The organism is Arthrobacter sp. P4_F10 (assembly GCF_056401435.1).
This window is the reverse complement of sequence record NZ_JBFUJJ010000007.1, coordinates 68,474-81,683: the sequence shown is the minus strand read 5'-3', so window position 1 is coordinate 81,683 and position 13,210 is coordinate 68,474. Positions and strand designations below refer to the sequence as shown.

Annotated in this window: 9 protein-coding genes; 3 read left to right on the top strand and 6 right to left on the bottom strand. The window is 66.6% G+C overall.

From position 1 onward, the window contains the following. Window positions 1–26: 26 nt before the first annotated feature. From AC1DR1_RS10270 to AC1DR1_RS10255, 4 genes are all read right to left on the bottom strand, one after another. On the bottom strand, window positions 27–419 hold the full coding sequence (locus AC1DR1_RS10270; RefSeq protein ID WP_229996135.1) for a GntR family transcriptional regulator: 393 nt from the start codon (window positions 417–419) through the stop codon (window positions 27–29). Then, window positions 416–2,257, bottom strand: a complete 1,842-nt coding sequence (locus AC1DR1_RS10265; RefSeq protein WP_476992564.1) for an ABC transporter ATP-binding protein — start codon at window positions 2,255–2,257, stop codon at window positions 416–418. Before AC1DR1_RS10265 ends, AC1DR1_RS10270 begins: the two co-directional genes overlap by 4 nt. Window positions 2,258–2,370: 113 nt before the next feature. Beyond that, window positions 2,371–4,155, bottom strand: a complete 1,785-nt coding sequence (locus tag AC1DR1_RS10260) for an ABC transporter ATP-binding protein (protein WP_229996137.1) — start codon at window positions 4,153–4,155, stop codon at window positions 2,371–2,373. A 135-nt stretch (window positions 4,156–4,290) separates the two neighbouring features. Continuing rightward, complete coding sequence (locus AC1DR1_RS10255; RefSeq protein WP_364743309.1) at window positions 4,291–5,070, bottom strand: trans-aconitate 2-methyltransferase; 780 nt, start codon at window positions 5,068–5,070, stop codon at window positions 4,291–4,293. Window positions 5,071–5,214: 144 nt separating this feature from the next. Between AC1DR1_RS10255 and AC1DR1_RS10250 the strand changes: the two genes are divergently transcribed. From AC1DR1_RS10250 to AC1DR1_RS10240, 3 genes are all read left to right on the top strand, one after another. Beyond that, window positions 5,215–7,761, top strand: coding sequence for a DEAD/DEAH box helicase (locus AC1DR1_RS10250; RefSeq protein ID WP_476992553.1), 2,547 nt, complete (start codon window positions 5,215–5,217; stop codon window positions 7,759–7,761). 90 nt (window positions 7,762–7,851) lie between these two features. After that, window positions 7,852–8,424 (top strand): N-acetyltransferase family protein, encoded by a 573-nt coding sequence (locus AC1DR1_RS10245; RefSeq protein WP_476992552.1) that lies wholly within the window; start codon window positions 7,852–7,854, stop codon window positions 8,422–8,424. A 19-nt stretch (window positions 8,425–8,443) separates the two neighbouring features. Then, window positions 8,444–9,790 (top strand): alpha/beta fold hydrolase, encoded by a 1,347-nt coding sequence (locus AC1DR1_RS10240; protein ID WP_364743751.1) that lies wholly within the window; start codon window positions 8,444–8,446, stop codon window positions 9,788–9,790. 116 nt (window positions 9,791–9,906) lie between these two features. Here the strand turns inward: AC1DR1_RS10240 and AC1DR1_RS10235 are convergent, their stop codons facing one another. Continuing rightward, window positions 9,907–10,935, bottom strand: coding sequence for a TerC family protein (locus AC1DR1_RS10235; RefSeq protein WP_229995867.1), 1,029 nt, complete (start codon window positions 10,933–10,935; stop codon window positions 9,907–9,909). Window positions 10,936–11,097: 162 nt separating this feature from the next. Next, window positions 11,098–13,179, bottom strand: coding sequence for an excinuclease ABC subunit UvrB (gene uvrB, locus AC1DR1_RS10230; protein WP_364743318.1), 2,082 nt, complete (start codon window positions 13,177–13,179; stop codon window positions 11,098–11,100). Window positions 13,180–13,210: the final 31 nt, after the last annotated feature.

The window sequence follows — 13,210 nt, the reverse complement described above, 5'->3', positions numbered from 1 at the left end:
GCGCACCAGGGGCAGCGCCGGATGTGCTACTGGCGGTCGTAAGCGGCGGCGAGCAACTGCACGGCCTCGGCGAAACTCGCGCCCTGGGCCTTGGCGGCCGCGGCGAACTCGGCGGCGGCGGCGGACAGCGAGCTCCAGGCGGCATCGCGGGCACAGACAACGGTGCCGTTCCGGCCCCGCGTCACCACGACGCCGGCAGCCTCGAGTTCCTTGTACGCCCGCGCCACAGTGTGGGGTGCCACACCCAGTTCGCCGGCGAGGCTCCGCACGGCCGGAAGCCTCGTGCCCGGTGCGAGCGTGCCGTTGTCTGCGCGTTCAATGACGTACAGCCGGAGCTGTTCGAAGAGCGGCACGGAGCTGGCAGGGTTGGTCCGCCACGAACCGGGGAAACGCTCCCCCGCGGTGTCCGTGGAGCTCACTGTTCCGCCTCCCGGACGGCCGGGACCTGTTCGCGGCCGGCGAACTGTGCCTCGTACAAATCCTTGTAGAGCCCGCGCCTGGCCATCAGCTGCTGATGCGTCCCGTGTTCAACGATTCGTCCGTGGTCCATGACGAGAATTAGATCAGCGTCCCGGACCGTGGACAAACGGTGCGCGATCACGAAGCTCGTGTGACCTTGCCGCAGCCGCTCCATGGCATGCCGGATCTGCACCTCGGTACGGCTGTCAACCGAACTCGTCGCCTCGTCCAGCACCAGGATGCTGCGCCCCGCGACCTGCGCCCGCGCGATCGAGACTAGCTGGCGCTGGCCGCGGCTCAGGGAGTCGCCGTCGTTGCCGAGCATCGTGGCGTAGCCGCCCGGAAGGGACCTGACGAACTGGTCCACGTGGCTGGCGCGGGCAGCGGCCACGATGTCGGCGTCGGTGGCACCGGGCCGGCCGTATTCGATGTTCTCCCGGATGCTGCCCGTGAACAGCCACGCATCCTGCAGAACGGTGCCGAAGGCGCTTCGCAGCTCGTCGCGCGGGATGGTGGCGATGTCGGTCGAGTCCACCAGGATCCGCCCGGAGTCGAGTTCATAGAAGCGCATCAGGAGGTTTACCACGGTGGTCTTGCCGGCCCCGGTGTGTCCCACGATTGCCACGGTCTGTCCCGGCTCCACCGTGAAGGAGAGGTCCTTCACCACTGGGGTGCCGGGGCTGTAACTGAAGCTGACGTCCTCGAACGTCACCCGGCCCGCCACCGCGCCCCAATTCAGTGGGGCCTGGGACGTGCCCGGGGCGCGGGACTTGCGTCCGTTGGAGGCTTTGCGCGGGACGTGGAGTTTTCGCGGGGAGCCGCCGCGATGAAGCTTGCCGGCGCCATTGGCCGAAACGGCAGGCACCGCGCTGTCCGGCGGGATCTCCGGAGCGTCCAGCAGCTCAAACACGCGCTCCGCCGAGGCCAGGCAGGACTGCATGAGAGTCAGCATTCCGCCGATCTGGCCCACGGGCTGGCTGAAGAGGCGGGAGAACTGGAAGAAAGCCTGGATGCCGCCGATGGTCATCGCCCCCGCGGTAACCTGGAGCGCCCCCACAACAGCCACCGCAATGTAGTTGAGGTTGGCGACAAACATTAACAGCGGCTGCACGATGCCGGACAAGTACTGGGCACGGGTGCTCGATCGTGTGAGCTTGTCGTTGTACTCCCGGAAGCTCACCGCCGATGCCTCCTGCCGGCCGAAGGCCTTGACCACTTCGTGGCCGGTGAAGAACTCTTCGAGTTGGGCGTGCAGTGCCCCAGTACTGCTCCACTGCTCCTTGAAATGCGCCTGGGAGTGCCGGGCCACGAGCACCGTGATGGCCGTGGACACCGGCACCGACAGGACAGCGATCAGTGCCAGCAGCGGCGAGAGCCACAGCATCATGGCGAGTGCGGCGGAGAGCATGAGGAGGGACATGATCAGCTGGTTCAGGAGCTGGTTGAGGGCCTGGGAGATATTGTCGACGTCGTTCGTGGCGCGGCTGAGCACGTCGCCGCGGCGCTGCTCCTCGAAATGGCTGGACGGCAGCACGTGGAGTTTTTGTTCCACGGAACCGCGGAGCCCGTAGCTGAGGCGCTGCACAGCTGTGGCGGCCAGACTGCCMTGGATCCAGCTGAACAGCGAAGCCCCAACATACATGGCGGAAACCGCCAGCAGCCGCTCGGCCAACWCTTGCTCGTCGAGGGAGCCGCCCATGAAGCCCGCGACGACGACGTCGGTGGCGTCGCCCAGGACCTTCGGAGCCGCCACATTGAGTGTCACGAACGCACAGGTGGCGGCGATGACACCGGCCATCCGCCATTTCAGCGGCAGGAGCAGGCCAAGCAGCCGGCCGGCGATCTGCCATTTGATGCGCTCCGGGACGCCGGGCCCCGCAGTGGTCCCGGCGCGATGTGCCCGCCCGCGGCTCACGGGGTTTCCTCCAGCACCAGCTGGGAATCGGCAATTTCCTGGTAGCTGGGCGAGGACTCCATGAGTTCGCTGTGCGTACCCTGCGCGACGACGCGGCCGTCCTCCAGCACGAGGATCAGTCCGGCGTCCACGATTGTTGACACCCGTTCGGCCACGATCAGCACGGTTGCCGAGCGCAGCAGGGGCTCGATGGCCGCGCGGAGCCTGACGTCGGTCCCGTAGTCCAGGGCCGAGAAGCTGTCGTCGAACAAATAGACGGGGGCATTCTTGAGCAGTGCCCGCGCGATGCACAGGCGCTGCCGTTCGCCGCCGGAGAAGTTGGTGCCGCCCTGGCTCACGGGCGCTTCGAGTCCTAGCGGCAGGGCCCGGACAAAGTCGGCGGCCTGGGCGGCCTCGAGCGCCTGCCACAATTCGGGCTCGTCCGCGGCGGCTGAGCCGAACCGGAGGTTTTCCGCGACCGTGCCCGTGAAGAGATAGGACTGCTGCGGGACCATTGCGATGAGGTCCCGCAGGACGTCCAGCGGCATGGCCCGCACGTTATGCCCGCCAATGCTGATCCCGCCGGCGGTCGTGTCGAGGAAGCGGGGAAGCAGGTTCAGGAGCGTCGTCTTGCCGCTGCCGGTCGCGCCGATGATCGCCGTCGTGGTCCCGGTCCGGGCGGTGAACGAGACGCCGTCCAGCACAGGCGCTTCGGCGCCGGGATAGGCGAAGGACACGTTCCGGAATTCGACGGTGCTGCCGGTGTGCGCCGTCTTGCCGGCAAGGACGGTGCCGGCAATGGCGGTCCCGGTGGGGGACGTCTTGCCGGGAGGGGCGGTGCCGGCGGAAGTGGCCGGATCCGCGATGGCCGGTTCCGTGTCCAGGACTTCGCGGATCCGCTCCGCGCACGCCGCCGCCCTGGGGGCGGTCATGAACACGTACATTGCCATCATGATGGCAATCAGGATCTGCAGGATGTAGGCGATGAACGCCGTTAGCGCCCCCAGCCGCATTTCGCCGGAGTCGATCCGGTGGCCGCCAAACCACACCACGAACACGGAAGACAGGTTGACCACGAACATGATCATCGGCATCATCGCGGCGACCAGGAGGGCGGACTGCAGGTTGTTCCGGGTGAGGTCCTTGTTGGCTTCATCGAAGCGGCGGATTTCGTGGTCCTGCCGGACGAAGCCGCGGATGACATTCGCGCCGATGATCTGCTCACGCAGCACCCGGCCGATCCGGTCCAGGAGCCCCTGGCCCTGGCGGTACAGGGGAATCAGGCGGCGCACGATCACGGTCATGATCACCGTGAGGACCGGGATCACCACGACCACGATCCAGGACAGCACAACGTCCTGGTGCACGGCCAGCACGATGCCGCCGATAAAGATCGCGGGGGCCGCAATCAGCATGATGAAAATCAAGATGGCGAGGTTTTGGATCTGGGCGACGTCGTTGGTGGCCCGGGTGACGAGGCTGGGCGCACCGAACGCGCTGACCTCCTGGGAGGAGAAGGACTGCACTTTCGCGAAGAGTTCCTGACGCAGCTGCCGGCCAATCTCCATGGCGACGACGGCGCCCAGATACCCGGCCGCGATGGCCGTGACCACCTGAACGGCGGCGATTCCGGCCATCCAGCTGCCGAGATAGAGGATTTCCCCTTTGTCCCCGCCGATGATGCCGTCGTCGATAATCGCGGCGTTCAGGGTGGGCAGGAGCAGGTTGGCAGTGGCTTGCACGAGCTGCAGCACAACGATGGCCAGCACGCTCCCCTTATGCGCGGACAGCAGCCGCGACATCAGGCCTATAAGCACCGAACCTCCATTACTAGCCCAGGGCCCGGTATGGAATCAGCCTAACGGCCGCCCCCATACCGCCACGTCATTGTAAGCCCCATTCCGGAGTGCTTCGTGTCATCCGGCAGACACGCCCGCTCACCCGGTTTTTTGCGCCACCGCAAAGGTGCGGCGGAACGGGAAAACGGTCCCGTGCCGGCCCGCGGGATACGCGTCGTCCAGCCGCGCCGAATATTCGGCCTCGAACTCCCTGGCCTCGTCCTCGGGGAGGGCCGCGAGGACCGGCCTGAGTCCAGTGCCGCGGACCCACTCCAAAACAGGGTGGGCGCCCGGGAGCAGCTGAAGATAGGTGGTCTCCCAGGCGTCGGCGGCGCAACCGGCGTCGAGCATGATCTCCAGGTATTCCGCGGCCTCCCCCACCACGTCCTCGTGGCGCAGAACCCCGGCGAGCCGCCCCGCCCAGGCCGGGGACTCGGCGAGTTCCCGCATCAGGGTGTGGGACGGGGCGTTGAAGTTCCCCGGCACCTGAAGCGCGAACCAGGCGCCAGGTTTGAGGGCATCGAGCCACTCGGGCAGCATTTTCCGGTGGCCGGGCACCCACTGCAGGGCGGCGTTGGTGACCACCACATCGGTGTCTCCGGACGGCAGCCAGTGTGCGATGTCGGACAGCTCGTAGGAAAGATTGGCTGCCGCGGCTGCGTAGTCCTTTGAGGTGGCCAGCATTTCCGGCGAAGAATCCAGGCCCACCACCTGGGCGCCCGGCCACCGGTCCGCGAGCGTCGCGGTCAGGTTGCCGGGACCGCAGCCGAGGTCCACGACGTGCCGCGGGGCTTCGGCATGAATCCGCCCCGTCAGGTCAAAAAATGGCCTGTCCCGGTAATCCCCGAACTGCACATATTTCTCGGGATCCCACTTCATGGCGCCTCCAGTTCCCGGCAAAGTCGTCCTAACCGAAGCCTAGCCCCGCCCCTTGGGCCAGCCAAGGAGGCACCTATTCGCTGCGTGCAGCGCAGGGCCCGCGCCGGTGCCGCGGGCACTGCGCGGGCACTAAGCTGGACAGCAATGAAACTCGTTGATCAGCTCCCCGCCCCGGCCGCCCGAGTCCCCGGCAGGACGGCCCTGGACCCGGACGAGCTCTACACCCGGTTCGTCGAGTGGACCGAGACCCGCGGCCTTGCCCTCTACACCGCCCAGGACGAGGCCGTCATGGAGCTGGCCGCCGGCTCCAACGTCATCCTGGCCACGCCGACCGGATCCGGGAAATCCCTTGTGGCCATCGCCGCGCATTTCCAGGCCATGGCCCGCGGGCAGCGCAGCTACTACACCGCCCCGATCAAGGCCCTTGTTTCGGAGAAGTTCTTCGCCCTCTGCGAGATCTTCGGGGCCGACAACGTGGGTATGATCACCGGCGACTCCGGCGTCAACCAGGACGCCCCGATCATCTGCTGCACTGCCGAAATTCTGGCCAACATCGCCCTGCGTGAAGGTGCGGCGGCCCAACTTGGCGCCGTCATCATGGACGAGTTCCACTTCTACTCGGACCCGCAGCGCGGCTGGGCGTGGCAGGTGCCGCTGCTCGAACTGCCCCAGGCGCAGTTCCTGCTGATGTCGGCGACCCTCGGCGACGTCAGCCGTTTCGAGGACGGCCTCCGCGAACTGACAGGCCGCGCGACAACGACCGTCAGTTCCGCGGAACGTCCCATTCCGCTGCACTACTACTTCGAGCAGACCCCGGTCCACGAGACCCTTGAGGAGCTGCTCGCCACCAAGCAGGTCCCGGTCTACGTGGTCCACTTCAGCCAGGTCGAAGCGATTGACCGGGCCCAGAACCTGATGAGCATCAACGTCTGCACCCGCGAGGAAAAAGACAAGATTGCCGAGCTCATCGCCGGGTTCCGCTTCGCCGCGGGCTTCGGCAAGACCCTCAACCGGCTGGTCCGGCACGGCATCGGCGTCCACCACGCCGGCATGCTGCCGAAGTACCGCCGGCTGGTCGAACAGCTAGCCCAGGCCGGCCTGCTGAAGGTCATCTGCGGCACGGATACCCTCGGGGTGGGCATCAACGTGCCCATCCGCACCGTGCTGCTCACGGCCCTGAGCAAGTACGACGGTGTCCGCACCCGGCTGTTGAACTCCCGCGAATTCCACCAGATCGCGGGGCGCGCCGGACGCGCCGGCTATGACACTGCCGGAACCGTGGTGGTCCAGGCCCCGGAGCACGTGACCGAGAACGTGAAGGCGATGGCCAAGGCCACCGCCAAGTTCGGCGACGACCAGAAGAAGCTGCGCCAGGTAGTTAAGAAGAAGCCCCCGGAGGGTTTCGTGTCCTGGGGTGAACCGACCTACAAGCGGCTGGTCGAGTCTGTTCCGGATCCCCTCACGTCGAGTTTCACCGTGACGCACGCGATGCTGATGAACCTCATGGAACGCCCCGGCGACCCGTTCCAGGCCGCCCGCCGCCTGCTCACCGAAAACCACGAGACCCGCCCGGCGCAGCTGCGGCTCATGAAGAAGGCACTGGGAATCTACCGCGAACTGCTCGCTGCCGGCGTCGTGGAGCGGATCCCGCCGGAAGAGCAGGGTGCAGACGGCCGCACGGTCCGGCTCACGGTCCACCTGCAGGCCAACTTTGCCCTCAACCAGCCTCTGTCGCCGTTCGCCCTCGCCGCGCTGGAGCTGCTGGACCCGGAGTCGCCGTCGTACGCCCTGGACGTTGTGTCCGTGATCGAGGCGACCCTGGAGAAGCCGCGCCAGATCCTGACGGCACAGCAGAAGAAGGCGCGTGGAGAAGCCATCGCGGCGATGAAGGCCGACGGCATCGAGTACGACCAGAGGATGGCGATGCTCGAGGAGGTCACCTACCCGCAGCCGCTCGCGGAGATCCTCGGCGAGGCCTTCGATGTCTACCGCAAGGCCGCGCCCTGGGTCGGCGACTTTGAGCTCGCGCCCAAGTCCGTGGTCCGGGACATGTACGAGCGCGCCATGAACTTCGGCGAATTCGTCCAGTTCTACGGCCTGGCCCGCTCGGAGGGGATCGTGCTGCGCTACCTCGCCGACGGCTTCAAGGCGCTCCGCCAGACCGTCCCGCAGGATGCGCTCCGGGAGGACCTCGAGGACCTCGTCGCCTGGCTGGGCGAACTGGTCCGCCAGGTGGACTCCAGCCTGCTCGACGAATGGGAAGAACTGACGTCCGGCGCTGCGCCCACACCGCACGACGCTCCCCCGCCCCCGCCGCCGTCGTTGACCTCCAACATCCGGGCCTTCCGGGTGATGGTGCGCAACGAGATGTTCCGCCGCGTGGAACTGTTCGCCGATGAGGCCGCCACCGCCTTGGGCGAGCTCGACGCCGGTTCCGGCTGGGACGCGGAGCGCTGGGAAGATGCCCTGGATGACTACTTCGACGAACACAACGACATCGGCACCGGCCCGGACGCCCGCGGCCCCGGGCTGCTGATCATCACCGAGGAACCCGGCGCGTGGAAGGTCCGGCAGATCTTCGATGACCCGGCCCGCCACCACGACTGGGGCATCTCCGCCGAGGTGGATCTGGCGGCTTCGGATGAGTCCGGGACCGCCGTCGTCCGCGTCACGGACGTCAACCGGCTCTAGCCTGCGGCGCCGGCCCGGGACCGCGGACCGGCACACGGCGGCGGCGGGCGCCGGCCCGGGGACGGTGCGCGCCGCGGGTAAACTCGAATAATGAGTGTAATCCGCCCTGCCGCACCGCATGACGTCCCTGCCATCCTGCAGATGATCCACGACCTCGCCCTCTACGAGAAGGAACCGGACGCCGTCCGGAATACCCCCGAGCTGCTCACCGAGGTCCTCTTCGGCGAAAATCCGAGGGTCTTCGCCACCATGGCGGAGAACGCGTCCGGCGAGGTGCGGGGCTTCGCCCTCTGGTTCCTGAACTACTCCACGTGGGAAGGCGTCCACGGGATCTACCTGGAGGACCTCTACGTCAGGCCGGAGGCCCGCGGCGAGGGCCACGGCAAAGCACTCCTGCAGCACCTGGCCGCGACCGCCGTCGACCGCGGCTACGCGCGCGTCGAATGGAGCGTGCTGGACTGGAACGAGCCCTCCATCAACTTCTACAAGAAGCATGGCGCCGCACCGATGGAGGAATGGTCCACCTTCCGCCTCGCCGGAGCTGCGCTGGCGGCTTTCGGCGCCCCCCGCCTAGTTTCCGGCACACTTACCGGGGCAGATCCTGGTGCAGGCGCCCTCGCCGGTTCCCCCGCCGACTCCCGCGGGGCGGCCACCCGTGGCTGATCTTCCGCTGACGGGGCTCATGGGAGCCTCTCTCCTGGAGTCTGCATCTACCGTCCGGCACAGCGTCCGGGCACGCCACACCTTCCGTGGAATGCGGACCACTGAACACTACTTCCAGGTCCCCCTGGACCACTTCAGCGAGGCGGGGCGGCGGGGCGAGACCATCTCGGTGTTCGCCCGCGAGTACGTGTCCACGGAACACAGCGAGGAAGACGCCGCCGAGCTCCCCTGGCTGCTCTTCCTGCAGGGCGGTCCCGGCGGGCGCGGCAACCGGTTCCCGTCCCTGGGCGGCTGGAGCAAGGCCGCCGCGAGGGACTTCCGGATCCTCATGCTGGACCAGCGCGGCACCGGCCTGTCCTCGGCCGTGGACCGCAACACACTTCCGCTGCGCGGCACCGACGCGGACCAGGCCCGCTACCTGACGCACTTCCGCGCCGACTCGATCGTCGCCGACGCCGAGGCCATCCGGGCGGCCCTCGGCTCCGCCCCCTGGACCATCTACGGCCAGAGCTATGGCGGTTTCTGCGCACTCAGCTACCTTTCCTTCGCGCCCGAAGGTCTGCGCGAGGTGCTCGTGACGGGCGGACTGGCCCCGCTGGGCGGTTCCGCGGACCGGGTGTACAGGGCTACATTTCAGCGGGTCGCGGCCCGGAACGCCGAATACTTTGACTGGTACCCCGAGGACCGGGCCACGATCACCCGGATCGCCTGGCACCTCCGGGACACGGAGGAGTTCCTGCCCGACGGCGGCCGGCTCACCGTGGAACGGTTCCAGATGGTGGGCTCGTTCCTGGGCGGCAATACCCGGGTGGACGCGCTGCACCACCTCCTCGAAGACGCCTTCGTGGCCACACCCGACGGCGACCGCCTCTCGGACGCCTTCCTGGAACAGGTCCGGGGAATCGTCTCAAGGGCCGCCAACCCCTTGTACGCGCTGATGCACGAGTCCATATACGGCCAGGCCGGGGCCACCAGCTGGGCCGCCTGGCGCGTGCTGGAGGAATTCCCGGAGTTCCGCCCCGACGCCGGTGAGCCGCTCCTGACCGGGGAAATGGTGTACCCGTGGTACTTCGAGCAGGACCCGGCCCTGCGCCCGCTGCAGGACGTGGCCCGGCTCCTCGCCGAAAAGGACGACTGGGCGCCGCTCTATGATCCGGAGAGGCTGGCGCTGAATTCCGTGCCCGTCGCCGCGGCCGTCTACACCGACGACATCTACGTGGACCGTGAGCTCTCCCTGGAAACAGCAGCCGCCGTCCGGGGCCTGCAGGTGTGGGAGTCCGACGAGTTCCACCACGACGGCATCGCGGACGACGGCGAGGCGATCTTCGGGCGCCTGCTGGGAATGGCCCGTTCCGCCCGCCGCTGACCTGGCACCGGCTCCACTGATGGCCCGCCGGCGCAAACCCAAATAAGAACGGCGCCGGACCTGTGAGGGTCCAGCGCCGTTCTGCTGCGCGCTGCCGGTAAACCGGCGGTGCGGAGCTAGTCGACGTCGCTCAGGCTCTTGCGGGAGTCCTCTTCCAGCCGGGCGTCCAGCTTCGACTTGGACGCCTTGGAGCTGACCAGGCTGGCGACCACCGCGATGACGATGGTTCCGATGATCACTCCGAGCGAGACGTACGTGGGGATCTCCGGCGCCCATTCAATGTGCTGGCCGCCGTTGATGAAGGGCAGCTCGTTGACGTGCATGGCGTGCAGGACCAGCTTGACGCCGATGAACGCCAGGATCACGGAGAGCGCGTGCTTGAGGTAAATGAGCCGGTTCATCAGGCCGCCGAGCAGGAAGTACAGCTGGCGCAGCCCCATCAGGGCGAAAATGTTCGCGGTGAAGACGATGAAGGCGCTCTGGGTGAGGCCGAAGATGGCCGGAATGGAGTCGACGGCGAAGAGCAGGTCCGTCATGCCGATGGTCACAAAGACGATCAGCATCGGGGTGAAGACCTTCTTGCCGTCGACAACGGTGCGGAGCTTGCCGCCGTCGAACTTCTCGGACATCGGCAGGACCCGGCGGATCCGGGCGATCAGCGGGTTTTCCTTGTCTTCCTCGTCCTCGCCCTCGTCCTGCGCCTGCTTCCAGGCGGTCCAGAGCAGGAAGGCACCGAAGATATAGAAGACCCAGCTGAACTGCTCGATCACGATCGCGCCGAGCATGATGAATATGCCGCGGAGGATGAGGGCGATGATGATGCCCACCATGAGCACTTCCTGCTGGTATTTTCGCGGTACCGAGAAGCGCGCCATGATGATGATGAAGACGAACAGGTTGTCGATGCTCAGGCTGTATTCCGTCACCCAGCCGGCGATGAACTGGCCGCCGAATTCCGGGCCGGTGAAGGCGAACATGGCGCCGGCGAAGACCAGGGCCAGGGCCACGTAGAACGCAACCCACAACCCGGCTTCTTTCATGGAGGGCTCATGCGGGCGTTTGAGGACCATCAGCAGGTCGATGGCAAGGATGACGCCGAGGGCGACAAACGAGCCGATCTCAAACCACAGGGGAAGCTCGGGCACGGGGAAATACCTTTCGTAGGGTACAGCTCAGCGGTGTAAGTCTCTCCGACCGCTGGCGCATGACGCTGCCTGGCTGCCCGCTACGCCCGGCGCGGCATCGTAGCCGTGCGTGTTGACGATCGTAGCGCTTGGGATACTCCCCTACGTTTGTCCGAGTTTACCCTAGGCGTGCCCCGCGGATTGCATTTGACGCAGCTCCTTCTTCAATTCCCCCACCTCGTCGCGGAGCCGGGCGGCGAGTTCGAACTGCAGCTCCCCGGCTGCGGCGTGCATCTGTTCGGTCAGCTGCTCGATCAGGCCAACGAGGTCCTCCGCCGGTGCGGCCGCGAGCCCGTCCGCGCGGATGTGCGCGGCGCCCTTGCCCTTGCCTCGGTTCTTGCCGGCCGCGGCCAGCAGCTCGCGGGTGTCGGCATCTTCCTTGGCCAGCTGGTCGGTGATGTCCGCGATCTTCTTCCGCAGCGGCTGGGGATCGATCCCCTTCTCCGTGTTGTAGGCAACCTGGATGGCGCGTCGGCGGTTCGTCTCGTCGATGGCGTGGGCCATCGAGTCGGTGATCCGGTCCGCGTACATGTGCACCTGGCCGGACACGTTGCGGGCGGCTCGCCCGATGGTCTGGATCAGGGACGTCGAGGAGCGCAGGAAGCCTTCCTTGTCCGCGTCCAGGATGCTGACCAGTGACACCTCCGGGAGGTCGAGGCCTTCGCGGAGCAGGTTGATGCCGACGAGGACGTCGAAGACCCCCATCCGCAGTTCGCGCAGGAGTTCGACGCGGCGCAGGGTGTCGACGTCGGAGTGCAGATATTCGACCTTTACACCATGGCCCAGCAGGTAGTCCGTGAGGTCCTCGGCCATCCGCTTGGTCAAGGTGGTGACCAGGACCCGCTCGTTCTTCGCGGTACGGGTCCGGATTTCGCCCAGCAGGTCATCGATCTGCCCCTTCGTGGGCTTGACGACGACCTCCGGGTCGATCAGGCCGGTGGGGCGGATGATCTGCTGGACGGAGCCGTCGGACTTGCCGAGCTCGTATTTGCCCGGGGTGGCGGAGAGGTAGACGGTCTGGCCGACGCGGTCCTGGAACTCGTCCCACTTGAGCGGGCGGTTGTCCATCGCCGAGGGCAGCCTGAAGCCGTGGTCCACGAGGTTCCGTTTGCGGGACATGTCGCCCTCGTACATGGCGCCGATCTGCGGGACGGTGACGTGGGATTCATCGATCACCAGGAGGAAGTCGTCCGGGAAGTAGTCGATGAGGCAGTGCGGCGCGGTCCCGCGGGCACGGCCGTCAATGTGCGAGGAATAGTTCTCGATGCCGTTGCAGAACCCCATCTGCTGCATCATTTCCAGGTCATAGGTGGTGCGCATCCGGAGCCGTTGGGCCTCGACCAGCTTGTTCTGGCTTTCCAGTACCGCGAGACGCTCGGCCAGTTCGTCTTCGATTCTCTTGATCGCCCGGCCCATCCGTTCCGGACCGGCGACGTAGTGCGAGGCGGGGAAGACGTACATTTCGGTCTCGTCCCGGAGCACTTCGCCGGTCAACGGGTGAAGGGTCTGGATGTTCTCGATCTCGTCCCCGAAGAACTCGATCCGGATCGCCAGTTCCTCGTACATCGGGATGATTTCCACGGTGTCGCCGCGCACCCGGAACGTGCCGCGGTGGAAGTCCATGTCGTTGCGGGTGTACTGCATGGACACGAACTTCCGGAGCAGGTCGTCGCGGTTCATCTCCGCTCCCCTGCGGAGGGTCACCATGCCGGCGATGTATTCTTCCGGGGTGCCCAGGCCGTAGATGCAGGAGACGGTGGCCACCACGATCACGTCGCGGCGGGTCAGCAGCGCGTTGGTGGCGGAGTGCCGGAGCCGTTCGACTTCCTCGTTGACGGAGGAGTCCTTCTCGATGAAGGTGTCTGTCTGGGCGACGTAGGCCTCGGGCTGGTAGTAGTCGTAGTAGGAGACGAAGTACTCCACCGCGTTGTTCGGCAGCAGTTCCCGGAATTCGTTGGCCAGCTGCGCGGCGAGGGTCTTGTTCTGCACCATCACCAGGGTGGGGCGCTGGACCTGCTCGATCAGCCAGGCCGTCGTCGCGCTCTTGCCGGTACCGGTGGCGCCGAGCAGCACGACGTCTTTTTCGCCGTTCTTGATGCGCTCGGTCAGTTCGGCGATGGCGGCCGGCTGGTCACCCGCCGGCTGGAACTCGCTGATGACCTCGAAGGGCGCCACGACGCGGTTGATTTCCTGGGCAAGACTCATGTACCTAATCTACCGCCGGGCTGCGACAGGA